Annotated in this window: 27 protein-coding genes; all 27 read left to right on the top strand. The window is 29.3% G+C overall.

The features are described from left to right. Positions 1-17 precede the first annotated feature (17 nt). On the top strand, positions 18-779 hold the full coding sequence (locus K5563_RS01560) for a hypothetical protein (RefSeq protein WP_221037257.1): 762 nt from the start codon (positions 18-20) through the stop codon (positions 777-779). Between the two features lie 98 nt (positions 780-877). Further along, positions 878-1,888, top strand: a complete 1,011-nt coding sequence (locus K5563_RS01555; RefSeq protein WP_255571069.1) for a hypothetical protein — start codon at positions 878-880, stop codon at positions 1,886-1,888. 6 nt (positions 1,889-1,894) lie between these two features. Continuing rightward, a complete protein-coding gene (locus K5563_RS01550; RefSeq protein WP_221037255.1) occupies positions 1,895-2,725 on the top strand; it encodes a hypothetical protein in 831 nt (276 codons plus the stop codon). Further along, positions 2,718-3,617 (top strand): 16S rRNA (cytosine(1402)-N(4))-methyltransferase RsmH, encoded by a 900-nt coding sequence (gene rsmH, locus K5563_RS01545; RefSeq protein WP_221037254.1) that lies wholly within the window; start codon positions 2,718-2,720, stop codon positions 3,615-3,617. The genes K5563_RS01550 and rsmH overlap by 8 nt, the downstream gene beginning before the upstream one ends. Next, a complete protein-coding gene (locus K5563_RS01540) occupies positions 3,610-3,891 on the top strand; it encodes a hypothetical protein (RefSeq protein ID WP_221037253.1) in 282 nt (93 codons plus the stop codon). Before rsmH ends, K5563_RS01540 begins: the two co-directional genes overlap by 8 nt. Positions 3,892-3,909: 18 nt before the next feature. After that, entirely contained in the window at positions 3,910-5,304 is a 1,395-nt protein-coding gene (gene murF, locus K5563_RS01535; protein WP_221037252.1) for a UDP-N-acetylmuramoyl-tripeptide--D-alanyl-D-alanine ligase, read from the top strand. Between the two features lie 26 nt (positions 5,305-5,330). Next, complete coding sequence (gene mraY, locus K5563_RS01530; RefSeq protein WP_221037251.1) at positions 5,331-6,386, top strand: phospho-N-acetylmuramoyl-pentapeptide-transferase; 1,056 nt, start codon at positions 5,331-5,333, stop codon at positions 6,384-6,386. A 16-nt stretch (positions 6,387-6,402) separates the two neighbouring features. Then, complete coding sequence (gene ftsW, locus K5563_RS01525) at positions 6,403-7,497, top strand: putative lipid II flippase FtsW (protein ID WP_221037250.1); 1,095 nt, start codon at positions 6,403-6,405, stop codon at positions 7,495-7,497. 40 nt (positions 7,498-7,537) lie between these two features. Continuing rightward, complete coding sequence (locus K5563_RS01520; RefSeq protein ID WP_221037249.1) at positions 7,538-8,281, top strand: FtsQ-type POTRA domain-containing protein; 744 nt, start codon at positions 7,538-7,540, stop codon at positions 8,279-8,281. Beyond that, positions 8,281-9,522, top strand: coding sequence for a cell division protein FtsA (gene ftsA, locus K5563_RS01515; RefSeq protein ID WP_221037248.1), 1,242 nt, complete (start codon positions 8,281-8,283; stop codon positions 9,520-9,522). Before K5563_RS01520 ends, ftsA begins: the two co-directional genes overlap by 1 nt. Before the next feature lie 20 nt (positions 9,523-9,542). Next, entirely contained in the window at positions 9,543-10,739 is a 1,197-nt protein-coding gene (gene ftsZ / locus K5563_RS01510) for a cell division protein FtsZ (protein WP_221037745.1), read from the top strand. After that, entirely contained in the window at positions 10,740-11,429 is a 690-nt protein-coding gene (locus K5563_RS01505; RefSeq protein WP_221037247.1) for a hypothetical protein, read from the top strand. Between the two features lie 5 nt (positions 11,430-11,434). Beyond that, positions 11,435-12,379: a DNA-processing protein DprA gene (dprA, locus tag K5563_RS01500; RefSeq protein ID WP_221037246.1), complete on the top strand. Its 945-nt coding sequence runs from the start codon at positions 11,435-11,437 to the stop codon at positions 12,377-12,379. Positions 12,380-12,387: 8 nt separating this feature from the next. After that, on the top strand, positions 12,388-12,930 hold the full coding sequence (gene hslV, locus K5563_RS01495) for an ATP-dependent protease subunit HslV (RefSeq protein WP_221037245.1): 543 nt from the start codon (positions 12,388-12,390) through the stop codon (positions 12,928-12,930). Further along, positions 12,930-14,282: an HslU--HslV peptidase ATPase subunit gene (gene hslU, locus K5563_RS01490; protein WP_221037244.1), complete on the top strand. Its 1,353-nt coding sequence runs from the start codon at positions 12,930-12,932 to the stop codon at positions 14,280-14,282. The genes hslV and hslU overlap by 1 nt, the downstream gene beginning before the upstream one ends. Before the next feature lie 33 nt (positions 14,283-14,315). Then, on the top strand, positions 14,316-14,723 hold the full coding sequence (gene flgB, locus K5563_RS01485) for a flagellar basal body rod protein FlgB (protein WP_221037243.1): 408 nt from the start codon (positions 14,316-14,318) through the stop codon (positions 14,721-14,723). A gap of 22 nt (positions 14,724-14,745) precedes the next feature. Further along, a complete protein-coding gene (gene flgC, locus K5563_RS01480; protein WP_221037242.1) occupies positions 14,746-15,204 on the top strand; it encodes a flagellar basal body rod protein FlgC in 459 nt (152 codons plus the stop codon). Positions 15,205-15,219: 15 nt separating this feature from the next. Further along, on the top strand, positions 15,220-15,549 hold the full coding sequence (gene fliE, locus K5563_RS01475; protein WP_221037241.1) for a flagellar hook-basal body complex protein FliE: 330 nt from the start codon (positions 15,220-15,222) through the stop codon (positions 15,547-15,549). A 13-nt stretch (positions 15,550-15,562) separates the two neighbouring features. Continuing rightward, positions 15,563-17,272 carry a flagellar basal-body MS-ring/collar protein FliF gene (gene fliF / locus K5563_RS01470; RefSeq protein WP_221037240.1) on the top strand — a complete coding sequence of 570 codons (1,710 nt, stop codon included), beginning with the start codon at positions 15,563-15,565 and terminating at the stop codon, positions 17,270-17,272. A gap of 8 nt (positions 17,273-17,280) precedes the next feature. Next, positions 17,281-18,315 (top strand): flagellar motor switch protein FliG, encoded by a 1,035-nt coding sequence (gene fliG, locus K5563_RS01465; protein WP_221037239.1) that lies wholly within the window; start codon positions 17,281-17,283, stop codon positions 18,313-18,315. 14 nt (positions 18,316-18,329) lie between these two features. After that, complete coding sequence (fliH, locus tag K5563_RS01460) at positions 18,330-19,250, top strand: flagellar assembly protein FliH (protein ID WP_221037238.1); 921 nt, start codon at positions 18,330-18,332, stop codon at positions 19,248-19,250. Between the two features lie 16 nt (positions 19,251-19,266). Beyond that, positions 19,267-20,574 carry a FliI/YscN family ATPase gene (locus tag K5563_RS01455; protein ID WP_221037237.1) on the top strand — a complete coding sequence of 436 codons (1,308 nt, stop codon included), beginning with the start codon at positions 19,267-19,269 and terminating at the stop codon, positions 20,572-20,574. Next, positions 20,571-21,002: a flagellar protein FlbA gene (locus K5563_RS01450; protein WP_221037236.1), complete on the top strand. Its 432-nt coding sequence runs from the start codon at positions 20,571-20,573 to the stop codon at positions 21,000-21,002. Before K5563_RS01455 ends, K5563_RS01450 begins: the two co-directional genes overlap by 4 nt. Continuing rightward, a complete protein-coding gene (locus K5563_RS01445) occupies positions 20,995-21,609 on the top strand; it encodes a flagellar protein (RefSeq protein ID WP_221037235.1) in 615 nt (204 codons plus the stop codon). Before K5563_RS01450 ends, K5563_RS01445 begins: the two co-directional genes overlap by 8 nt. 9 nt (positions 21,610-21,618) lie before the next feature. After that, positions 21,619-22,785: a flagellar hook-length control protein FliK gene (locus tag K5563_RS01440; protein WP_221037234.1), complete on the top strand. Its 1,167-nt coding sequence runs from the start codon at positions 21,619-21,621 to the stop codon at positions 22,783-22,785. A 12-nt stretch (positions 22,786-22,797) separates the two neighbouring features. After that, positions 22,798-23,223, top strand: coding sequence for a flagellar hook assembly protein FlgD (flgD, locus tag K5563_RS01435; RefSeq protein ID WP_221037233.1), 426 nt, complete (start codon positions 22,798-22,800; stop codon positions 23,221-23,223). Between the two features lie 7 nt (positions 23,224-23,230). Beyond that, on the top strand, positions 23,231-24,559 hold the full coding sequence (gene flgE / locus K5563_RS01430) for a flagellar hook protein FlgE (protein ID WP_221037232.1): 1,329 nt from the start codon (positions 23,231-23,233) through the stop codon (positions 24,557-24,559). Positions 24,560-24,567: the final 8 nt, after the last annotated feature.

The raw sequence follows: 24,567 nt of genomic DNA, 5'->3' as shown, positions 1-24,567 counted from the left end.
ATTATAAGTGGGTATTTATGGATTTAGTATATAGTGAAAATTATCAAAAAATTTTGTTTATTGATAGTATGATTTTGCAGACTTTAAACGATATAAAAGATATAAAAGAATCCGGTAATCTTACAGTAAATTCAGATGTAATATTTAATTATATTAATTTAAATTTAAATGTTTTAAGTTATATTGCATCATTGAATTATTTTTATACACGACCTAGATTAAAAGTTAACTATGATTTTCGAACGAATCTTTTTAATTTTATTTCTGATTTTTCATTATTTGTTAGTCCTATTTTGCTTATCTCTGTTAGGGAACTTATGACAACAAGTAGTTCTTTGCTTGATTTAAATCCAGAAGAGCGATTTTTGATTGTTAAGAAGTTGGGATATCTGATTGATCTGGGGTTATATTTTAGTAAAGGTGATTCTAAATCGGTTCTTTTATTAGAAGATATATATCTTAAATTTATTATTTTGACTAAAAATTTTATTGATTTTAAAAATTTATCTAAAAATTTACTTATTGATAGTCCTTTTTATAAAGTGCAGTTAGCTCATCTTGTTAAATCTTTAGAACTCTTAGAAGAAGGAGCGTTTTTGCTAAGAGCAAGATATGAAACAAATGAAGCTTATGGATTATCAGAGAAGATTTTAAATTATATTGAGGCCGGGAGAATTTTAGCTACCGTTACTTCTCAAAAAGAAATAGCTGAAAAATTTGCAAAATTTCATGAAGTTTGGTCTATTAAATTTCAATCAGATTTAGGCAAGATCAAATAATTTTATATAAAGAGAGGGTATGAATAATTTTGAATCTTCATAAAAAAAGAGTAACTAGATTTAGAAAAATCAAGTTACTCTGTTCTTTTCTTTTTTTAATGTTTCTTATATTAATTAACTCTATCTTAAAATACAAGATTAATATTTCAACTTTTTATAAGTTTAATCATTTCAAGCGTGCTGATACTTTAGTCAGTGTTATTTCAAATAATAATGTTTTTATGCAAGATCAAATTTTAAGTTTAGATTCTGATAAATATTATTATTCTGTTATAAGTGATCGTTTAGTAAGTTTTTCAGATTATTACTATGTTCTTAAGAAATTTAAAGATAGTTATTCTGTATTTTCTAAGAAAACAGATAACTTTTTATTTGATTTAAAATATAAAGATTTTGTTTTTACAAAGGATGATGCTATTTTTGCTTTAAATAATTTATATAAAGTTTTGGAAGTTTATAAGATGGAGAGAAGAAAAGAGGATGAAAAAAAGCTTTTTTCTCTTAAATTTATAGCTTCAATATTAAGTATTGATTATAATAATGGTGTTTTGGCTTTGGGACTTTCTGATGGTAAGATTTATGTATATAAACATGACGTAATGATTTATAGTAGTGATTTGCTTGGTATTGGCTTGCCAGTTATATCTGTTAAATTAAGCTTAGATAATAAGTATTTGTGCATTTTAAGAGAGGATGAGAAATATTCTTTAGAAGTAATTAATTTAGAGGATGGGTATAATCAGATTTTATATTTGGATAATTTAAATATTAAGGATTTTAATCCTTTTTTTAAAGTTGATAGATTTTATAATGTTTTTGTTGAAACTTTAGATTCATTTTTAATACTTAATATTGAAAATGATAAAATTTTTAAGGTTTCTAATAAAAATTCTGTTTTAAAAGCCGATTATGATTCTTTGTCTAGGGTATATAGGATATATTTTTATGATTTGCTTAGTAATATGATCAATATAAAGACTTATTTTGTAGAGTCTTATGAATTGTTTGATAATGTTTTTTTTAGAGATACAATAAATTCATATGTTGAATTTAATGAAGGAATTTTATATTTTAATGATAATAGTAATTTAAAATATTTAGGACTGTAGTTGTAAATGATAATTGCTTTTCTGTTTTTATTTAGTTGTTCTAATTTATATTCGTTTTTTGAATTTAAAAAAGGGGAGAAGTTTGATTTAGTAGGTGATTTTGGAGAATTAAAAGATGGTATTTTAGGAGTTGGCGTAAGGTTAAGGGCTTGGGATACACATTTTTCTGTTTTTTCAAATAATTATAAAATTTTGTATTCTAAGAATAAGATTAGTAAATATGATAGGAGTATTTTGATCATTTTTGATAAAGACTTGGGTCTTAATTTAGAGTTTTTTGGTAATTTTATATATAAAGCTGGAAGAATTTTTTTAAAGGATGATAGTAAGGTTTTTGATATAGTAGTTTTTGACCAATATAGTGGGCAAATAGTTAATCCTTTATTTGTAATAAAGAGTAGAAATAATTTAAATGGCAATTTTTCTTTTTTGGGAGGTAATATCTTTTTAAAAGATAAGGACAATACAAAGTTCGAGTTAAAAGGCGATGTGAATCTCGATTTAGAGTTTGGTAGTTATAGTCTTATTTTAAATTTTTCGAAAAATAATGTTGGTTATTCAAAATCTCTTAATGGTATTTACTATTTTGAGGTATTTCTAAATAATAAGAGTATTTTTCGTGCTGATTTCCAGAGTATATATTTAGAAAATAATGCATATGTTATATCTGAGAATAAAGATTATCAATTAGATATTTTTAATATAAAAAGAGATAATGGCAGCATTGAGATAAATAATCTTGAGTTTACTAATGGTCGTAACGAAATTAAAATAAAGTATGGAGATGTTTATGATGCTAAGAATAGCTTGATTTATAGGTTTACGCTTAATGGATAGTTTGATTTTTCATACTCCTGTACTTCTTGATGAAATTATTAATCTTGTAGATTCCATGTATATAAGTGATGGATTTATTTTTGTTGATTGTACTCTTGGAGAAGGCGGTCATTCAAGTGCTGTTTTAAGAAAATATCAAGACATAAGTGTGATTGGTATTGAAAGAGATAATATTATTTTAAATAGGGCACAGAAATTTCTTGAAGAATTTAAAGAAAGGGTTTCATATTTTAATGTTTGGTTTGATGATTTTTTTAGTGAATATCCTTTAAATAGTAAAGTAAATTTTATTTTATCCGATCTTGGTATTTCTATGTTTCATTATAAGATGAGTGGTAGGGGATTTTCTTTTATTAAAGATGAAAAGTTAGATATGAGACTTAATCCTGATGTTAGTGGTTTGAGTGCTTATGAAATTATTAATACTTTTGGCAAAGAAAGACTTGAAGATTTAATTTATGAGTTGGGTGGTGAATATTATTCTAAAAGGATTGTGAAGTCTATTTTGGAATATAGAAAGGTTAAAAAGATACAAACCTCAAAGGAACTTCAAAGCATAATTAGCGCGTCGTATCCTACTAGGATAAAGTATAAAATAAATCCAGCAACTAAAACTTTTCAGGCATTAAGAATTTATGTTAATGATGAGCTTTTTCGTTTGAAAAGAAGCTTGCCTTTATGGATAGAAAGCTTAGCAAAGGATGGAATATTAGCTGTTATTACATTTCATTCCTTGGAAGATAAAATTGTAAAAGAGTTTTTTAAAGGTTTAAATAAAGACCAGTATTATATCCTTACTAAAAAACCTGTAATTGCAAGCTTTGAAGAGAAAAGATATAACAATGCATCAAGAAGTGCTAAACTTAGGGCCATAAAAAAATTATATGAGTAAGATAGGAATACTTGAAGTTAGATTGTGTTATTTATTAATTTTGGTATTAACAATTATAATATGTCTAAATATTTATCTTAATTTTAGATATGTTGTTAAGTTACGTGAATTTAATGATTTAAATTATGAACAAGGTAATATTATTGATGAAAACCTTAGATTATTAACCATAATATATGAGCTTCAAAGTATTGATAGAATAGAAGAGCTTAGCCAAGAGTATTTAGATTTAGAGAAGAAAGATAATAAGGATATAAACATTATTAAACGGTAGTATTTGTGAGGGTATTTGGTGCATATAAAAATTAAAGATATTTTAAATGCTTTTCAAGATATTAAATTTATTGGTAATTCTATTGGTATTAACAGGGTTGTATCTTTCTATTCTCTTGATAGTCGTGAAATAAATGCTAAAAATAGTGAGACTAGTCTTTATTTTGCATACAAGGGCGATAGGGTAGATGGATTTGATTTTATTGAAGATTTAATTGGTCTTGGAGTTAAATGTTTTGCTTGCTCTAATGAGTATGAGTCTTTATGTTTTAATTATTTTCGTAAAAATGAGAATTTAGTTTTTTTGCTTACTAGTAATGTTGTCATTTTTCTTCAATGTTTAGCAGAACATTTTATTAAAAAAACAAGTTTTAAGAGAATAGCCATTACTGGTAGTAATGGCAAAACTACGACAAAAGAAATGCTTTATAGTATCTTGTCAAAGAGGTATAAAACTTGCAAAACCTGGGGAAATTTAAATTCAGATATCGGGCTTCCTTTAAGTATTTTAAGGACTAAAGGAGATGAAGAGTATTCTGTTTTTGAAGTAGGGATAAGCTATGTTGGAGAGATGAGTCTTCTGGCTGAAATATTAAATCCTGAGATTGTTATTGTTACAAATATAAATTATGCACATATGCAATCTTTTAAAGATTTAGACATTGTTGCTTCTGAAAAGGCTAAAATCATAACTAAGAGTACTAAGATGGTCATATTAAATGATTCTTGTCCTTATAATTCTTATTTAGGGGAGATAGCCAAGTCTGTTAATCCAGATATTAATATTTTTTATTTTGATTTTCATAGTCTTACAATTGGGACGTTTTCATTTTCAAATGATAAGTTTACTTATCATTTTACTTATAAAGGGTTTGATTATTCTATTTTATTACCAGGTAGGCATAACATTGTCAATGCAATATCTTGCATTAATTTAGCTTTGTTACTTGGTTTAAGCGAAGGTGAGATCTACAAGGGTCTTATGCATGTTGATTTTCCAAAAGGTAGAGCAGAACTTTTAAGGGTAAAGGACCATTTGATTTTAAATGATTCTTATAATTGTAATTTAGGTTCATTTATGGCTTTAAAAGAGATTATTTTAGATCTTAAAATTAAGACTAAAAAAATTATTATTCTTGGTTCTTTTAAAGAGCTTGGAAAATTTTCATATGAAGTTCATAAAACAGCAATTCAAGAAGCTGTTTTGATGAATTTTGATGAAGTGTTTTTAATTGGTGATGAATTTCAAGAAGTAAAGAGAATTGAAAATTTGACTTTTGATAATTTATTTTATTTTAAGAATTTTGAAGATTTTGTTGATTGTTTTTTTAATAAGAATTTGGAAATTCAGTGTTTTATTGTTATTAAAGGGTCAAGATCAAATAGGCTTGAAAGGGTTCTTGACTATATTTAAATATTCACGAATGTTTGGAGGGTATATTGTTTTATCTTTTAGGATTTAGATTGCTTAAATATATTACTTTTAGAACCGCTTATGCTACTATTTTTGCATTTTTGCTTTCTTTAATTTTTGGTCCCTTTATTATCCTAAGACTTAAAAAATTAAAATTAGATCAAATTTTAAGGGAAGATGGGCCAAAGCGTCATTTAAATGAAAAAACGGGTATTCCTACTATGGGAGGTATTCTTATTTTTTTTTGTGTTTTAGTCTCTTTATTTTTTTGGATTAATCCTTGGAATATTTACTTTTTAATTATACTTTTTGTCATGATTAGTTTTGCATTTTTAGGATTTATGGATGATTTTCTGAAAATAAAGAGAAAGAATGTAGATGGACTTCATCCTCGTTTCAAGGTTTATGGACAGATATTGTTTTCTTTTGTTTCTGTTACTATGCTTTATTATTTTGGTGGCGATCATGTCAGTATAATTTATTTTCCATTTTTTAAATCTCTAAAGTTAGATTTAGGAGTTTTTTATATTCCATTTGGAATGTTTGTTTTAATATCTGCATCTAACTCTTTTAATTTAACAGATGGACTTGATGGGCTTGCTATAGGGCTTAGTATTGTTGTAACAGGTGCTCTAATAATAATTTCATATCTTACAAGTAGAGCTGATTTTGCATCTTATTTAAATATTCCAAATATTAAAGGTTCTGAAGAGCTTGTAGTATTTCTTGGCGCTTTACTTGGCGGTGGTTTTGGATTTTTGTGGTTTAATGCGTATCCTGCTAAAATAATGATGGGTGATACTGGGAGTCTTTCACTTGGTGCAATTCTTGGAATGGTAGCTTTAGTTTTAAAAAGTGAGATTCTTTTTGCCATTCTTTCAGGAGTTTTTGTAGTTGAGGCCTTGTCTGTAATTATTCAGGTGGCAGTTTATAAGAAGACTAAGAAAAGAATATTTAGAATGGCCCCACTGCATCATCATTTTGAAGAGCTTGGATGGTCTGAAATGCAGGTTGTTATTAGATTTTGGATAATAGGTTTTATATTTGCTATAATTGCCTTAAGTACTCTTAAGATTAGGTAAATTGAGATTAACCATTATGTTGGTGGAGAAGAGCTTCCTTAGAAAATATTATTTACTTGTTTTATTATCACTTATTTCTTATGGCCTTATTATATTTTATACTTCTTCATTTTTTTTAAGTGTAGAACTTACAGATGACCCTAATTTTTTGTTTTTAATGCGTCTTAAATATCTTTTTTTTAGTTTTCTTGTATTTTTTGTTTTTGAAAAAATTTCTTTAGATTTTTTAAGAAAAATTGTTTCTATTGTTATAGCTGTAACTTTTGTATTGATTCTTGCAACTTTTTTCTCTCCTAGTATTTCTGGTGCACAAAGATGGATATTTATTAAAGGAATTAGTATTCAGCCCTCAGAGATTTTTAAGGTGTCTTTTACAATTTATTTTTCAAGTTATTTAAGTAAGTTTAGATTGAAGTCAGATAATAAAATTTCTTATTGGCTTAAGCCCATGTTAATTTTTGGTATTTTTTGGCTTTTAATAATTTTGCAAAATGATTATTCAACAGCTATTTATTTTGCTATTCTTTTTTTTGTTGTTTTATTTGTTTCTGATATATCATTTGGGTATATTTTTGCTATTTTATTTACTTTTATTCCCATTGCCATGCTTTTTTTAATATTTGAGCCTTATAGAGTTGCTAGAATTTTTGCATTTTTAAATCCTTATGAAGATCCTTTAGGCAGGGGATATCAGATAATTGCATCACTTAATGCTTTAAAGAGTGGTGGTCTTATGGGTAAAGGTCTTGGTATGGGGGAAATAAAACTTGGCAGGCTTCCAGAGGCGAATTCTGATTTTATTTTTTCTGTTCTTGGAGAAGAATTAGGATTTGTGGGTATTTTTTTTGCAATGATATTATTTTTTTTATTTTTTTATTTTGGGTATTTTATTTCTATTTTGGCTAAAACCAGATTTAGATTTTTTATTGCATTTATTTCAAGTCTTACAATTTTTCTTCAAAGCATTATGAATATTTTAATTGCAATTGGACTTTTGCCTCCTACAGGTATTAACTTGCCATTTTTTTCTTCAGGTGGTTCTTCTATTATTGTTACAATGGCACTTGCTGGGTTGATTGCAAATGTTTCTAGAGATATTGAAAGTAAATAATTTTGAAATTTTATTAAAGTGGTAATTTAATTTTGAATTCATGTTAATTTATAGAAAGTTTTTGCTCATATATACTTATATAATAATTTCTATTATGTTGCTTGAGATTATTTTTATTATTTTTATTTCACCTTATTTTTTAATTAGATATATTAGTTTTAATGATGATATTCATATTCCCAAGGAAGATATATTAAGTATTTCAGGCATTAAACCCAATACTTATTATTATGATGCTGATGTTGATACTTATAAAAAAAATATTATGAGAGATTTAAGAGTGAAGGATGCAAAGGTACAACTTAAATTTCCCAATACAATTAACATTAATATTGAAAGAAGAATTCCTATTGCGACTGCTTATGAGAACATTGATGGAAGTTTGATTTACTATTTTATTTCTTCAGATGGTGTAATTTTGGAGAAATGTAAGGATTTAATTTATGATCTGCCTATAATTAGTGGGTTAAATTTAAATGGCAATGAAGTTGGTGATTTTTTAGAGGATGGGATGTTGACTATTGTAAAGAACCTTAACTATGTTAAAATAAATCAAAATACTTTGTATAATTTAATATCAGAAATTAGTTTTTTGAAGTTGAATTTCTATGATTACAAAATTTTTTTATATATAAAAAATATATATAATAAGGTATTAATAACATCGGATATGAATTTAATAAGTGTAATGTATAAGGTATTCATGATATCTAATTTGCTAAGGGGAAGAACTGATACTATTGATTTAAGAAGTGGTGATATCATTTTATTAGGAGAAGATTAGTGTCTAGAGATTTGATTGTAGGATTGGATATTGGAACTTCAAAGATTTGTACTGTGGTGGCTGAGGTAAACTTGAATAATCAGTTAGAAATAGTCGGAATAGGCACTAGTGTATCAAGAGGTGTGCGGAAGGGAGTGCTTATAAATATTGAAGCAGCACTTGATTCAATTTCTAATGCTATTGAAGCTGCTGAACTTGTTTCTGGGTGTGATATTGCTACGTTGTCTGTCTCGATGTCAGGTAGTAGTGTTGAGGGTACTAATTCTAGGGGAGTTGTCGCAATAAATTCTAAGACAAGGGAAATTGGTAATGAGGATGTTGAGCGAGTTATTGAAGCAGCTAAAGCAATTGTAATTCCAATGGATAGAGAAATCTTACATGTGATTCCTCAGGAATTTATTGTTGATGGGATTCCTCATATAAAAAATCCAATAGATATGATGGGAATTCGTCTTGAAGGTGAGGTGCATATTATTACAGGATCTAGTTCTTCAAGTCAAAATTTAGTTAGATGCGTCAATCGTGCTGGATTTTCTGTTGATGAAGTTGTGCTTGGAAGTTTGGCATCATCTTATTCTACTTTATCTAAAGAAGAGAGAGAAATGGGTGTTTTGTTTGTTGACATGGGTAAGGGTACCACTGACGTAATTCTTTATATTGATGGCTCTCCTTATTATACAGGAGTAGTTCCTATTGGTGCTAATAGAGTTACTCTTGATATTGCTCAGGTTTGGAAAGTACCTGAGGATGTTGCTGAGAATATTAAGATAACAGCCGGTGTTGCGCATATTTCTGCCCTTGAGAGCCAGATAGAGAGTGTTATTATTCCTAATCTTGGTACTAGGCCTCCTCAAGAAAAAAGTCGAAAGGAGCTAGCTGTAATAATTAATTCAAGATTAAGTGAGATTTTTGAAATGATAAAAGCTGAAATAATAAAAAGAGGACTTTACAATAAAATTAATGGAGGAATTGTTTTAACTGGTGGGGGAGCTTTGTTTCCTGGTATTGCTAATTTAACAGAAGAAATATTTAGATATCCATCAAGGATAGGATTTCCGATGAATATTAATGGAGTTGGAGAGGAGTATATTGATCCTAAATTTTCCTCAGCTCTTGGGCTTGTTCTGTATAAGCATGAACAGCAAAAATTCAATAAATTAAAGAAAGGAAATAATAAATCTAAGAGACAAAGTAAAATATCTTCAAAATTGAAAGGTTGGTTTTTGAAGGAGTGGTTTTGACAAGTCATGGAGGAAGTTTAATGAAAGATTATAACATTATTGATAGTCATTCAAAGAGGTTTGATGCTACTACAAATCCTACGGTTCTTAAGGTAATTGGTGCAGGGGGTGGTGGTAGTAATGCTGTTAATCGTATGATTGAATATGGAGTAAGAGATGTTGAATTTATTGTGGCAAATACTGATCTCCAGGCTCTTCAAACTTCTATTGCTCCAATAAAAATTGCCCTTGGAGCCAAAGTTACTGCGGGTCTTGGTGCTGGTGGTAGGCCTGAAATTGGACAAGCAGCAGCAGAAGAAGATATTGATGTTATTAAGAATCATCTAGCAGGAGCTGATATGGTTTTTATTACTGCTGGAATGGGCGGAGGGACTGGAACAGGGGCTGCGCCTGTTATTGCTCAAGTGGCTAAGGAACTTGGAATTTTAACTGTTGGAGTTGTTACTAAACCTTTTAAATTTGAAGGGCCTAAAAAGATGCGGCTTGCTGAACAGGGAATAAATAATCTAAGGAAGTCCGTTGATACTTTAATAATTATTCCAAATCAAAAACTTTTAACTGTTGTTGATAAAAGAACTACAATTAAAGATGCTTTCAAGAGAGCTGATGATGTTTTAAGAATGGGTGTTCAAGGAATTGCAGGGCTTATTATTGAGCATGGTGAAGTTAATATTGATTTTGCTGATGTTAAGAGTATTATGCAAGGACAAGGTGATGCTTTAATGGGTATTGGTTATGGTAAGGGTGAAAATAGAGCAGTTGATGCTGCTACTTCTGCGATTAGTAATCCCTTGCTAGAAGAAGTTAGAATAGAAGGTTCTAAGGGACTTCTTGTTAATATAACTGGAGGAGAAGATTTTTCATTGCTTGAGCTTGAAGAGATTATGGGAATAATTACTGCTAGTGTTGATGATGAGGCAACCGTAATATATGGACATGCAATTAATTCAAATCTTGATGATGAAATTTATGTTACGGTTGTTGCTACTGGTTTTTCTTCTAAAAAACAAAAAGATTTATCTGGAGTGTTTGAAAATAATACTTTAAGTTCAAAAGAATTTGATAGTTTAATGTCAGGCAGTCAAGATACTTCAGATGGTGTTTATGGAGGTAATGATAATTTTATAGCAAAATCAAAAAATGTTAATTATTTTGAAGATGATATTGATATCCCTACATTTCTTAGAAATTTGAATAAGAAAAATAGCGACAATTAAATGAAACAATGGGTGTTAATATTTTTATGTTTGCTTATATCTTGTGGTGATGAATCTAAAGAGAGAGCAAATCTTGGGCTTAGACTAAGAGAAATAGAGGTGGCTGGTGGTTCTTCATTAGAAAAAATAGAAATTTATAGGGAATTTATTGAAAAAGAAGAGCAAAATATTTTAAGAATAATAAATTCTGTTGATAAAAAAGCTAGATTTTTTAGTTTAATTGGACTTGAGTTTATTAAACTAGGTCAGTATGGAGCTGCTATTGAATATTTTAATAAAAATTTAGAGCAGGGTCCAGACAATCATTTGTCTCATTTTTATATAGGAATTTCTTCTTATAATTTAGCTAAGGGAATAAAAACCAAGGAAAAGATTGAAGAGTATTTTATTCTTGCTGAGAATTCTTTTTTAAAGTCAATCTCTATTAAAAATGATTTTAAAGAATCTATTTTTTCTCTGTCAAATATGTATGTCTATGATCTTGATAAGCAATTAGAAGCTAAAGGATATTTAAATAGGCTTGAGTCTATGGGAGAGAATAGTTTTGAATTTTTTATGTTACGGGGAGCAAACTATTATTCCCTTGGGGATTTCACTAATGCGTTGTTATTTTATAAGAAGGCAAAAAGTAAAGCCTTAAATAAGGAACAAATAGAGGGAATTAATAGGATAATGAATAATTTAAAGTAGCTTTTATGTTTAAATTGCTATATGTTGATAATTTAAAGTTTTTAAAGAGTAAAGATAAGCTTAAAATTTTTAATAATTTTAATTTCAATGATCTTTGTCGTTTAAGCTTAAGAGATATTTCCAATTATTTGTCTAAAGATTTTAAACAAAATTATAAGCTTCCAGATTTAAAATTAGTAGAGTTACAACAAAAAATTATTAATAGAGCAAATGCAAAGGTTGTTATACTTGAAGCTAAAGATTATCCTTTAAAGCTCAAGAGGATTTATGATCCTCCATTTGCTATTTATTATAAAGGTAATCTTCCAAACGCTAATTCTTTATCTTGGGCTGTTGTTGGTTCAAGACAAATTTGCAGAGCTTTAGTTGATAAGATTAAAGAGTTATCTTCTCATCTTGCTAAAAATAATGTAGAAATAATATCTGGGTTTGCAATAGGAGCTGATATTGCAGCACATCTTGGTGCAATTAGTGAAAAAAAAAGAACGTATGCAGTTATTGCAACAGATATTGATAATGTTTATCCAAAACAAAATAGGAAATACATTGCTCATCTTTTAGAAAATGGTGGAGGAATTTTTACTGAAACTTTACCTTATGAAAAGATACAAAATTATTTTTTTGCAAAGAGGAATAGAATAATAGCTGGTCTTTCAGATGCTGTTTTGGTGACTTATGCACCAAGGAAATCAGGTGCTTTAATTACTGCTGAACTTGGGCTTGATTTAGGTCTTGATATTTATGTTTATAATATTGATTATTCTGGTGATGGTTCTAAAAATTTATATGCTTCTGGAGCACAAGAGATAAAATCAATATCAGAACTTTATAATATACTAAATGTTCAGTATAATGAGCCTGGAATTAATGATTACTCGGTAGATTATTGTTTGGGTAAAGATGTATCGAGTATTCTTATTAATGAGTTACTAGATGAAATATCGAAATAGGGGGGATCATGAGTTTTAAAGGAACTACTGTTATTGCAATAAGACGAGGAGGAAAGACTGTAGTAGCAGCAGATGGGCAAGTAACTTTTGGACATACTGTTTTAAAGTCTAATGCTGTAAAAATCAGAAAGTTGATTAATGGTAAAATTTTAGCAGGATTTGCAGGTTCAACTTCTGATGCCATTACTCTTTTTGAGAAATTTGAGGAGAAGGTTAAAGCACGAGAAGATGGAATTATTGATATTAAAAGGGCTGCAGTAGAGCTTGCAAAGGATTGGAGATCTGATAGAATACTTCATAAACTTGAAGCAATGATGCTTGTTGCTGATTCTGATAATATTTTATTAATTTCAGGTACTGGAGATATTGTTGAACCTGAAGAAGATGTAATTTCAATTGGTAGCGGAGGAAATTATGCATATTCAGCTGCCCTTGCTTATATGGAAAATAAAAAATTAAGTGCTGTTGATATTGCTTTTAAATCTTTAAAGGTGGCAGCAAGAGTTTGTATATATACAAACTCAAATATTGTGCTTGAGGAGATTGGTTGATGGATAAGGTTGGAAATCAAAATTTAGTTCCTAAAGATATTGTTGAAGAGTTAAATAAATATATAATAGGACAAGTTGAGGCTAAAAAATTGGTTTCAATTGCTCTTGTTAATAGATATATGAGGTCTAAGCTTTCTAAGGAAATAAGAGATGATGTAATGCCTAAAAATATTATTATGGTTGGTTCAACTGGAGTTGGTAAAACTGAGATTGCAAGAAGGCTTTCAAAATTTATTAAGGCTCCTTTTATTAAAGTTGAAGCTACAAAATATACTGAGGTGGGTTATGTAGGTCGTGATGTTGAGTCTATGATTCGTGATTTGATGGGTATTGCGGTGAATATGGTTAAGGAAGAAATGTATGATTCTGTTCGCGAAGAAGCTAGTAAACGTGCTGAGGAAAAAATACTTGACAAGCTTTTGAAAGCTTCTGAGAGTTCTGAGAATGATAATTCAAGTGAGGAAGAAAAGAAGGTTTGTGCTAAATTAAGAGATAAATTTAGAAAACAATTAAGAAGTGGTGCTATTGATGATAATCTTATTGATATTTATGTTTCAGGGAAAATGCCCGTTTCTACTATAGAGATATTTTCTGGTAGTAATTTTGAAGAGATTGATATGAGTATTGGAGGATTGATTAATAATATATTTGATAGAAAGAAGAGAAAAGAATTAAAAATAAAAAAAGCTAGAGAAATAATAATGTCTGAGGAGCTTGAAAAATTAGTTGATCATGAAAATATTGTAGAGATTGCCAAATCAAGGGTTGAGAATATGGGAATTGTTTTTATTGATGAGATCGACAAGATAGTTACTAAGAATAGAACCGGTAATGATGTGTCTAGAGAAGGTGTTCAAAGGGATATTTTGCCAATTGTTGAGGGATCTAAGGTTAATACAAAATATGGAATAGTGGATACTTCTCATATATTATTCATTGCCGCAGGTGCTTTTAATTTGTCAAAACCGTCTGATCTAATACCAGAGCTTCAGGGTAGATTTCCAATTAAGGTTGAGCTTAAAAGTTTAAGTGTGGATGATTTTAAAAATATTTTGAAGAACACAAAAAATTCTTTGATAAAGCAATACATTGCAATGTTTAAAGTTTATAATTTGAATTTAACATTTAGTGAAGAGGCAATTGATAGGATTGCTGAACTTGCTTTTAATATGAATTTTGAAGGTGAAAACCTTGGAGCAAGAAGATTGCATGGGGTTATGGAAAAAATTCTTACTGATCTTTTTTTTGAAGCTCCTGGTAGTAAGTTAAAGAAAATTGAAATAAATTTGGACTATGTTAATGAAAAAATAAAAATTAGCGAACAAAAAGACTTAAATTATTATATAATATAGTAAAAAGTAATTTGTGGTATAGAGGGTATTAGCTTGAATAGTTTTGAGAAATCGGTTGATTTGGTACATAGATATTTGGATGTTCTTAGCTTAAGACAAAGTGTAATAGCTGATAATATTGCAAATGTAGATACTCCGAGTTTTAAGAGAAGTAGAGTTTCTTTTGAGGCTGAGCTTGAAAAAGCAATTTTAAATGAAAAAGCAAGCAATTTATCTTTAATTAAGAACAATGATAAGCATTTTGATGGATTTAAAGAGCTCAATTATTTAGATATTAAGCCGCTTAAGATGCTTGATCATCTATCTACTATTAATAATAACGGTAATAATATTGACATTGATTCTGAGATGAAAAATCTTGTTCAGAACCAAATGATTTATGGTTTATTTACAAATATTCAAGCTCATAATTTTAAAAGTGTGAATATTGTAATAAAATAAGTTATAACCTCAAGGAATATATATGGGATTATTTTCAAGTATTAATATTGCTTCAACGGGTTTGACTGCTCAAAGATTAAGACTAGATGTTATTGCAAATAATATTGCAAATGTAGAGACTACTAGGACTTCTGATGGTGGTGCTTATAGAAGGCAGAGAATAATTTTTTCTCCAAGAGTTATAAGTCCATATTGGAAGGGTCCTTTTGTTCCTGATTATCTTGATAATGGAATTGGACAAGGTGTAAGAGTTGCTGGCATTGAGAAAGACAAATCTCCTTTAAAATTAAAGTATGATCCAACACATCCTGATGCAATAAAGTATGGTGATCGGGAAGGTTACGTGGAATTGCCTAATGTTAGTGCAATTGAAGAAATGGTAGATATGATTTCTGCTTCTCGTGCTTATGAGGCAAATTCTACTGTGATTAATAGCAGTAAGGCAATGTTTAGGAGTGCATTATCAATACTACAAAGTTAAGGAGGCTTGTGAAAAATGAAGATAGATTCTTTTTTTACAGACAATAATGTTCATTTGGTGAGTAAAAATCCTTTGCATTTTGGTAAGAGTTCTTTTAGTTTTGGTGTAGAGCACTCAAAAAGGGCACAGACTTTTAAAGATTTATTTTTTAATTTAATGTCTGATGTAAATAATAGTCAATTAAATGTATCTAGAATATCACAGCAAGCTATTTTACAGCCTAATGATGTTGATGTTCATGATATTGTAATAGCAATGGCAAAAGCTAATATGAATTTAAGTATTACAAAAGCTATTGTTGAGAGAGGCATTAAGGCTTATCAAGATATAATTAATATTCGTTAAGGAGCTATTTGGTTTGAACAATTTTATTACTAAGTTTTTTGCATCAGTAAATAAGGTTTTTAAAAAAGCCAGTATAGTTCAAAAAGTGGCTTTTGGTTTTATTGTTTTATTCGTGATTTTAGCGCTTATTTTCTTGGTAGGATTATCTACTAAAAAACAGGGAATTGCTCTTTTTGGTGTTGGTATTAAAGATCAACACTTATTGGATAGAATAATGCAGAGATTGGATAAAGAAAATGTTCAATATACTGTTACTGCTGATGGGAAAATTTACTTAAGTAATGAAAATGTGTCAAAAAGAATGAGGGCAGTTCTTATAAGAGAAGAACTTGTTCCTATGCATATGGATCCTTGGTATCTTTTCGATATTGATCGATGGACCATTACAGATTTTGAGAGGAATATTAATCTTAGAAGGTCAATTACAAGAGCTGTTGAGCAGCATATTGTTGCTCTTGATGATGTTGATGCTGTTAGCATTAACTTAGTTATGCCTGAGAAAGCTCTTTTTAAAGAATCACAAGAAGCTGTTAAAGCTTCTGTTAGAATTACTCCAAAACCTGGTTCTGACATTGTTACTAATCGTAAAAAAGTTGAAGGGCTTGTTAAGTTGATTCAATATGCTATTGAAGGTCTTGAATCAGATAATATTGCAATTGTAGATAATAAAGGCAATATATTAAATGATTTTTCTAATTTAGGTGGAATTGATAGGATTGATTTAGCTGAAAAAGAAAGAAAGCTTAAATTAAAGTATGAGTCTATGCTTAGAGATGATATTGATTCTGCTTTAAGTAGAGTTTTATCTGGTGATAGATTCATGATTGCAAGAGTTAATGTGACTCTTGATACTTCGCGTCAAACCACAGAATCTAAGGAGTATGCTCCTATTGAGATTGAACCCCAAGATCCAAAAGTTTCTTATAATACAAGAAAAGTTAGTGATTCTACATTAATTTCTTCTCAGATACATAAAAGGGAGTATGAAGGGCAAGGTTTTAGTCCATGGGGGCCTCCTGGACAGGAAGGTAATACTCCACCTGAGTATCGGGATTTAAGTGATATTATTGGAAAGTCAAATGAATTGCAAGAAATAAAGAATGTTGCTCTTAATGAAAAGAAATCCTTAAATGAGAAGGAACCTGCTAAAATTGCAGGAATTTCTCTTGGTATTTTTATAGATGGTGTTTGGGATTTTGTTTATGATGACTCTGGTAATTTTATTATAGAAAATGGCATGCGTAAAAGGGAATATAAACCTATTTCTGATGAAGCTTTAAAAAATATTACAGATGTTTTACAGAGTTCTTTTGAATATAGACCAGAGAGGGGTGATTCGATTATTGTTAGGAATGTTGCTTTTGATCGAGCGAATGAATTTAGAAAAATAGATGAATATTATTTTGCAAGTGAAAAGTTTAAATTTTTGATTTTTATAGTAAGTATAATATTTGCATTATTGATATTAATATTTACAATATTTTTCATTGTGTCTAGAGAGCTTGAAAGGAGAAGGCGAATTAGGGAAGAAGAGTTTGCAAGACAGGCGCATTTAAGACGACAGCAGTCGTTAATAGATGGTGATGATATTGGTGTTGATGATGTTGTTGGTGGGCTTAAGGAAGAAGATGAACTTCAAAATAACGTTGAGCTTTTAGCTAGAGAGAAACCCGAAGATGTTGCTAAGCTTATTAGAACATGGATGGTAATGTATAAAGGATAGTAATTTATATGGAAGAGCAAAAAGAAAAAGAGATCTTTAATGTCTCTACTTTAACGGGGAAACAGAAAGCCGCTATCTTGTTAGTTTCAATAGGTTCTGAAATTTCGTCCAGAGTATTTAAATATTTATCCCAAGATGAGATAGAATCTTTAACTTTTGAGATAGCAAAGCTTGATATTGTTACTTCTGAACTTAAAGATACTGTTCTTTTAGAGTTTAAAGAGTTAATGATGGCTCAAGAATTTATTCAAAAAGGTGGTATAGATTATGCTAGGGAACTTCTTGAAAAATCTCTTGGTACTCAAAGAGCAGTAGATATTATTAATAATTTAGGTTCTGCTTTGCAATCAAGGCCTTTTGAATTTGTTAGAAGAGCAGATCCTGCTAATATTTTAAACTTTATTCAACAAGAACATCCGCAAACAATTGCTTTGATACTTTCGTATCTTGATCCTCAAAAAGCTTCTTTTATTCTCTCTAGTCTTCCTACTGAAATTCAGACTAATGTTGCAAGAAGAATTGCATTGATGGATAGAACTTCTCCTGAAGTAGTAAGAGAGGTCGAGAGAGTTCTTGAGAAAAAATTAGCTTCTTTATCTTCAGAAGATTATACTTCAGCTGGGGGTGTTGATAATGTTGTTGAGATAATTAACATGGCGGATCGTAAAACAGAGAAGTTTATTATTGAATCTCTTGAAGAAGAAGACCCTGAGCTTGCAGAAGAGATTAAGAAAAAAATGTTTGTCTTTGAAGATATTGTTCTTCTTGATGATAGATCAATACAGAGGGTTTTAAGAGAAATAGATGGTCAAGAATTAGCAAAGGCTTTAAAGTCAGTTGATATGCCAGTTCAAGATAAAATTTTTAAAAATATGTCTAAAAGAGCAGCCGGAATGCTTAGAGAAGATATGGAGTTTTTAGGACCTACTAGACGTAAAGATGTTGAGGAAGCTCAGCAGAAGATAGTTGCTCTTATTAGAAAGTTAGAGGAGCAAGGGGAAATAGTAATCTCAAGAGGTGGTGAGGAAGATGTGCTTGTTTGATAAAGGAGTTGTATTTGCCTAAGGTTTTATATAAATCAAAAGAAGTTGTAAATGCAGTAAAGTTAGAGTTTGTTGAGATTACAAATCCTATTTTTGAATCATTAGAAATTAGAAAAAAAGAAAGTGAAATTTCTGGCATAGATGATCGTATTGTTAAGCTTCGCAAAGAGCTTGAAGATTTAATGGAGCAAAAAACAAAACTTCAAGAAGAAATTAAGAATGAACATGAGCTTGCTAAAAAAGAAATAGAAATTGAGTGTTCTAAGATTCTTGAAGATGCTAAAGAACAGGCTGATAAAATAGTAAGTTTAGCAAATCAGAGATCTGAGGCTTTGCAAAAAGAAGCTGAGGATAAGAAGGGAGCGATTGATCGAGAGTCTAATTTGGAAATTGAAAAAAGAGTAAAAGAGCATGGGGAAAAATTAAAAAGAGAGCTTGAAATAGAAACTGAAAAAGGAAGGCATGAAGGATATGATGCAGGTTTTGAACAGGGTCGTGAGGACTTTGATAAAGTTTTAAGCAAATTAAATAGCATAATATCTTCTTTGGTTGCAAAGAGAAAAGAAATTCTTGAATCCTCAGGTGAACATATAATGAATCTTGTGATGCAGATTGCAGTCAAAGTAGTTAAGAAGATTGTAGATTCTCAAAAAGGTGTTGTTATAGAAAACGTAAATGAGGCTTTAAAAAAAATAAAAAGTAAAACAAATATTATTATTCGTGTTAATCTTGATGATATAGATATTGTTAGTCATAAAAAACATGAGTTTATTTCTAAGTTTGATCTTATAAAAAATCTAGAAGTTATTGAAGATATCAATATAGGAAAGGGTGGATGTATTGTTGAGACTGATTTTGGGGAAATAGATGCGCGAATTTCATTTCAACTTGATAGAATAGAGGAAAAATTTAAAAATTTTTCCTCCATATTTTAAAGACTAGGGGATATTAGTGGACAATTTTTTTGAAAATTATTCAAAAATATTAGATACTGTTGAGTCTATGCCTCTTATTGGAAAAGTAAAAAAAATTAAGGGTCTTTTAGTTGAAAGTTTGGGTCCAAAATGTGGTATTGGTGATTTATGTTTAATTGAACAGAACAATGGTAAAAAAATATGTGCTGAAGTTTTAGGTTTTAATGGTCCTTTTGTTAGTCTTATGGCTTATGAAAGATTTGATGGACTTGAGGTTGGTGATAAAGTTTATTCCTTGGATAAAAAGCTTCAAATTAATCTTAGTGATGAATTGCTTGGAAGAGTAATTGATTCTCTTGGTAGGCCTATTGATAATAAAGGCCAATTTCTTGGTAATCATTATAAAGAGCTAAGTTTTAGTAGTATTAATCCTTTAGATAGGGGTATTTTTTCTGAGCAAATGGTTACTGGTGTTAGAGTTCTTGATAGTTTTTTGCCAGTAGCAAAGGGTCAACGTGTAGGTATTTTTTCAGGTGCTGGTGTTGGTAAATCTACTTTACTTGGTATGATTGCTAAGAATTCTAAAGCAGATGTTAATGTCATTGCATTCATTGGTGAGAGAGGGCGTGAGCTTAATGAGTTTATTAAATATGAACTTGAAGGGGAATGTTTTAATAGAAGTGTTTTAATTGTTTCAACTTCCGATGAATCTCCTATTTCAAGATATAGAGGGGCTTATACTGCAACGTTAATAGCTGAATATTTCAGAGATTGTGGTATGGATGTTATGTTGCTATTTGATTCAATCACGAGATTTGCAAATGCTAAAAGAGAAATGAGTCTTTCTATGGGAGAACCGCCTGCTACTAAAGGATATCCTCCTTCTGTTTTTGTAGAGATTCCTATTTTGCTTGAACGTTCAGGACTTAAGGGTAAGGGAAGTATTACAGGTTTTTATACTGTTCTTGTAGAGGGTGATGATTTTACAGAACCAATAGCTGATATTATGAAAGCTACTTTAGATGGACACATTATTTTGGATAGAGATTTGTCTGATAGAGGAATTTATCCCTCAGTAAATATTTTAAGTTCAACTTCAAGATCTTTTCATAGAATATTAAGTTTTGAAAGACAAAAATTAATATCTAAAATTAGAAATTTGTTGTCTATTTATAAAAATTATGAGGATTTAATTAAGACGGGAATTTATTTAAAAGGTTCTAATAAAGAAGTTGATTTAGCAATTTCAAAGTATCCAAAGATTATTGATTTTTTATCTCAAGGGATGCAAGAAGAATTTAATTTTGAAGATTTAGATGATGAAATTAGAGAAATATTAGTTTGAGTGGTCTATATTTTAAGATAAGAAAATTTAAAAAAATATTAAATATTAGAGCTTATGATAGAAAGTTGAGCGAAAATGATTTAATCAATATAAATGGTAAAATTTCAAAAATAGAAGAATTTTTAGAGGGAATTTCTAAAGATTTAGATGGATTAAATGACATGGATGTTTTTTTAAAAGGAAATTATTTAGATTATTTGACTTTTAGAAAAAAGGAAGAGTTAAAAAAGCTTGTAAAATTTAAGCATGAGTATGATAAATATCGTGGTATTTATTTAAAAAAATATGGAGAAGAAAAAAAGATTAGCATGTTAATAGAATCTTTAAATAGTACTATAATTAAAGAAACACTAAAAAACGAAAACCTGTTTTTAGATGAATATGTTAATTATAAAATTTTTAAAAAATTAGGAAATATAGATGAATAGTTTCTTGTCATTTGTGTTGAGATTGGTTTTTTGGTTATTGTTAATTGTTTTTTTATTAGGACTGTCATTTTTTTTAATTGATTTATTTGGTATATATAGAGCTAGAGATTATTTGCCTTCGTATATCAAAACTTTAGTTTTTAAAGAAGATGCTCAATTTAGTGAATATACAAATATTAGTCTTGACGAGATTAGGATGATAAAAGAAAAAGAGGCCATCTATATTAAAAATCAGCAAGTTGAAAAATTAAGAGAGGAATTAAAAAAAAGGGAGGAAAGTTTAAACAAATTTGAGGCTGAGCTTAATCAAAAGCAAAAAGATTTAGATTTGAAACAAAAAATAATTGATGATATTGTAAATAAATATAAAGACGAAGATAAAAATTTTGTACAAGCCGCTTTATATTTAATCAATATGCCACCACAAGATGCTGTTAAGAGGCTTGAAGAGCTTAATGATGAAATTGCAATATCTTATATGCGAAAAGTAGAAGATATTGCTAAGAAAGAGGGTCGGTCATCTATTGTTCCTTATTGGTTATCTCTTATGGATTCTAAGAAAGCTGCCGTATTGATTAGAAAAATGTCTGTTAGTTCTTTGGAGTGATGTATTATAATGATTTTAGATAAGATTGGTAATAATTCTCAAGGTCTAATTAAAGGTTTAAATCTTATAGATTTAAATAGTGGTTTTACCCGAGATAGCAAAAGTGTGTTTTCAAATTTAATTTTTTCTGAGATTAAAAATTTATCTCAGTGTAGAGATTTAGTGCAAGGTTTTATTAAGTTTTTAAAAAATAATGGTCTTATAGATAATAATTTTAAAAGTGTATCTTTAAAACAGTCGTTTATTTTTGAAAAGCTTAGTGATAATAGTTTTATATCTGATTTAAAATCTTTGTTAAAAAAAGTGGAGCATTTATTTAATTTTGAAAATTTAGAAATTTTAAATGAAAATTTGTCTTTTGATTCTGGTTTTGTTAATAAAAAAGAATTATCAAACACTATTGAAAATTTTTTGTCTGACCTTAACATTTTATTTAATAATATGAATTCTCTTTATAATTTTGATGTGTTAGGTATTGATTTTGATTCTAATCATAAAGAATTAGATTTCACCAAAAAAGATAAAGAAAGCAATATTATTAATATTGATGTTAAAAATTTTAAGAAAAATGATAATGTTAAGGAATTTCTTAATTCAGGTTCTAAGTTTAGATTAGTTGATAGTGAAAATTCTATTGGTAAATATGAGATTAAGGAAACTTTTGATGGAATAACAAGGTTTATGGGTGACCTTAATAGTTTTAATGTAAAACATATGAGAGAATCTTTTATCAGTCAAATGAATGATAATTTGATGTCAGAATGGAATTTAAAAATTAATCATAATATTGTGAATAAAGCTAAAGTTGTGTTAAAATCGAATGATACAGGAGAGATTAGGTTAATTTTAAAGCCTCAAAGACTTGGTAGTATAAGAATTAATTTAAATCTTGATTCTAATAATAATTTATTAGGTAAGATAATAGTTGATAATCATAATGTTAGAGCTCTTTTTGAACAAAATATGTATTCGCTCAATAAAATGTTAAATGATAATGGTTTTAATAGTAGTTTAAATCTTTCTCTTGCGGGTAGTGGTTCTAGATTTTTTTCTGGTGATTCTAAAGATGATTTTAAGAGTCAAGAATCTCCTTTTAATAAGGGTAAGATATTTAAGGTTGAAGATGATGTTGAGATTTCTGATGATTTAGAAAAGAGTATTAATTTTATTGTTTAGAATGGAGGATAAATGAGTACAATTGATAATTCAGTTAGTGTAAATAGGTATGGAATAGTATCTAATTCTAAGGTAGAACGCAATGTTAAGGGAAATAATCTTGGTCGTGATGACTTTTTAAAGTTGCTTATTACGCAACTTAAATATCAAGATCCAACAGATCCAATGAAAGATAAAGAATTTATTGCTCAAATGGCACAATTTTCAACGCTTGAGCAAATGACAAATATGAGTAAATCTTTTGAAAATTTATCGTCAGTTATTGGTCAAAATAAAGATTTGGGTTTATTGGGAAAAATAGTTGAGGTTGAGAGTGTTGATGGAGAAATGATCAAGGGAAAAGTCACAAATATTAAAACAGGAGTAGTTCCACAAATTATGATTGATGGAAAATATTATGTTTATGACAATATTTTATCAGTAGGATTGGAGGGATAATTATTATATGATGAGATCTTTGTATTCTGGTGTTTCTGGTCTTCAGAATCATCAAACAAGAATGGATGTTGTTGGAAATAACATTGCTAATGTTAATACTATTGGTTTTAAGAAAGGAAGGGTGAATTTTCAGGATATGATATCTCAAAGTATCACTGTAGCGTCTCGTCCTACTGATGGGCGTGGGGGTGTGAATCCAAAGCAAGTTGGACTTGGAATGAGTGTTGCTACTATTGATACTATTCATACTCAAGGATCCTTTCAGAGTACTCAAAAAGCATCTGATCTTGGAATTAGTGGAAATGGTTTTTTTATATTAAGAGATGGCAATAATTCTTTTTATACAAGAGCTGGTGCATTTGATGTTGATTCTGATCGGCGTCTTGTAAATTCCGGAAATGGTATGAAAATTCAAGGCTGGATGGCAAAGTCTATTGCAGGTGAGCAAGTTATTAATACATCTGCTGATGTTGAAGACTTAGTTATTCCTATTGGAGATAAAGAAGCAGCTAAGGCCACTGAACACATTACATTTGCTTGTAATCTTGATAAAAGGTTGCCTGTAATTAATGAGGGCGGAAGCGAAGCTGATATTGCGCGAGGTACTTGGGTTGTCAATAAAACTATTTATGATAGTTTTGGAAATACTAATATTGTTGAACTTAGGGTTATCAAGGATGCAAATGTTCCTAATACTTGGAATGCTACGGTTTTGGTAAATGGAGAAACAAATTCCAATTTTACAATGGGATTTAATAATGAAGGAGCATTACTTTCTTTAAATGGTCAGCCAGGTCAGCCAGGTGATTTACTTGAATTTCCTATAACTTTTGGTGTTGTGAATTCTAATGCTGGGGAAATTGGTGAACAGCAAACTGTGAATCTTAGACTTGGAAATGTTGGTAGTTATACTGATTCAATTACTCAATTTGCTGATTCAAGTACTACAAAAGCCATTATTCAGAATGGATATGGCATGGGATATATGGAAAACTATGAAATTGATCACAATGGAGTAATAACAGGTGTTTATTCAAATGGTATCAGGCGAGATATAGGAAAAATTGCACTTGCATCATTTGTTAATCCAGGTGGTCTTGCAAAAGCAGGAGATACTAATTTTAGTGAAACAAGTAATTCAGGTCAGGCTAGAATAGGTGAAACTGGTTTGGCAGGACTTGGTACTATTAGAGCAGGAGTTTTAGAAATGGCTAATGTAGATCTTGCTGAACAATTTACAGATATGATAGTTACTCAAAGAGGTTTTCAAGCTAATGCTAAGACTATTACTACTTCAGATCAGTTATTGCAAGAGCTTGTAAGGCTTAAGAGTTAGTTTTTAAT

This window comes from Borrelia sp. HM, assembly GCF_019669085.1.
In the GTDB taxonomy this organism is placed as follows: domain Bacteria; phylum Spirochaetota; class Spirochaetia; order Borreliales; family Borreliaceae; genus Borrelia.
This window is presented reverse-complemented; position numbering and strand designations above follow the sequence as displayed.

What these genes read in the sequence shown, in the direction of transcription:
- K5563_RS01560 (WP_221037257.1), top strand. Translation starts at nt 18, where the DNA reads ATGGATTTAGTATATAGTGAAAATTATCAAAAAATTTTGTTTATTGAT.
- K5563_RS01555 (WP_255571069.1), top strand. Translation starts at nt 878, where the DNA reads ATGTTTCTTATATTAATTAACTCTATCTTAAAATACAAGATTAATATT.
- K5563_RS01550 (WP_221037255.1), top strand. Translation starts at nt 1,895, where the DNA reads ATGATAATTGCTTTTCTGTTTTTATTTAGTTGTTCTAATTTATATTCG.
- rsmH (WP_221037254.1), top strand. Translation starts at nt 2,718, where the DNA reads ATGGATAGTTTGATTTTTCATACTCCTGTACTTCTTGATGAAATTATT.
- K5563_RS01540 (WP_221037253.1), top strand. Translation starts at nt 3,610, where the DNA reads ATGAGTAAGATAGGAATACTTGAAGTTAGATTGTGTTATTTATTAATT.
- ftsW (WP_221037250.1), top strand. Translation starts at nt 6,403, where the DNA reads ATGTTGGTGGAGAAGAGCTTCCTTAGAAAATATTATTTACTTGTTTTA.
- K5563_RS01520 (WP_221037249.1), top strand. Translation starts at nt 7,538, where the DNA reads ATGTTAATTTATAGAAAGTTTTTGCTCATATATACTTATATAATAATT.
- ftsZ (WP_221037745.1), top strand. Translation starts at nt 9,543, where the DNA reads ATGAAAGATTATAACATTATTGATAGTCATTCAAAGAGGTTTGATGCT.
- K5563_RS01505 (WP_221037247.1), top strand. Translation starts at nt 10,740, where the DNA reads ATGAAACAATGGGTGTTAATATTTTTATGTTTGCTTATATCTTGTGGT.
- dprA (WP_221037246.1), top strand. Translation starts at nt 11,435, where the DNA reads ATGTTTAAATTGCTATATGTTGATAATTTAAAGTTTTTAAAGAGTAAA.
- hslV (WP_221037245.1), top strand. Translation starts at nt 12,388, where the DNA reads ATGAGTTTTAAAGGAACTACTGTTATTGCAATAAGACGAGGAGGAAAG.
- hslU (WP_221037244.1), top strand. Translation starts at nt 12,930, where the DNA reads ATGGATAAGGTTGGAAATCAAAATTTAGTTCCTAAAGATATTGTTGAA.
- flgC (WP_221037242.1), top strand. Translation starts at nt 14,746, where the DNA reads ATGGGATTATTTTCAAGTATTAATATTGCTTCAACGGGTTTGACTGCT.
- fliE (WP_221037241.1), top strand. Translation starts at nt 15,220, where the DNA reads ATGAAGATAGATTCTTTTTTTACAGACAATAATGTTCATTTGGTGAGT.
- fliG (WP_221037239.1), top strand. Translation starts at nt 17,281, where the DNA reads ATGGAAGAGCAAAAAGAAAAAGAGATCTTTAATGTCTCTACTTTAACG.
- K5563_RS01445 (WP_221037235.1), top strand. Translation starts at nt 20,995, where the DNA reads ATGAATAGTTTCTTGTCATTTGTGTTGAGATTGGTTTTTTGGTTATTG.
- K5563_RS01440 (WP_221037234.1), top strand. Translation starts at nt 21,619, where the DNA reads ATGATTTTAGATAAGATTGGTAATAATTCTCAAGGTCTAATTAAAGGT.
- flgD (WP_221037233.1), top strand. Translation starts at nt 22,798, where the DNA reads ATGAGTACAATTGATAATTCAGTTAGTGTAAATAGGTATGGAATAGTA.
- flgE (WP_221037232.1), top strand. Translation starts at nt 23,231, where the DNA reads ATGATGAGATCTTTGTATTCTGGTGTTTCTGGTCTTCAGAATCATCAA.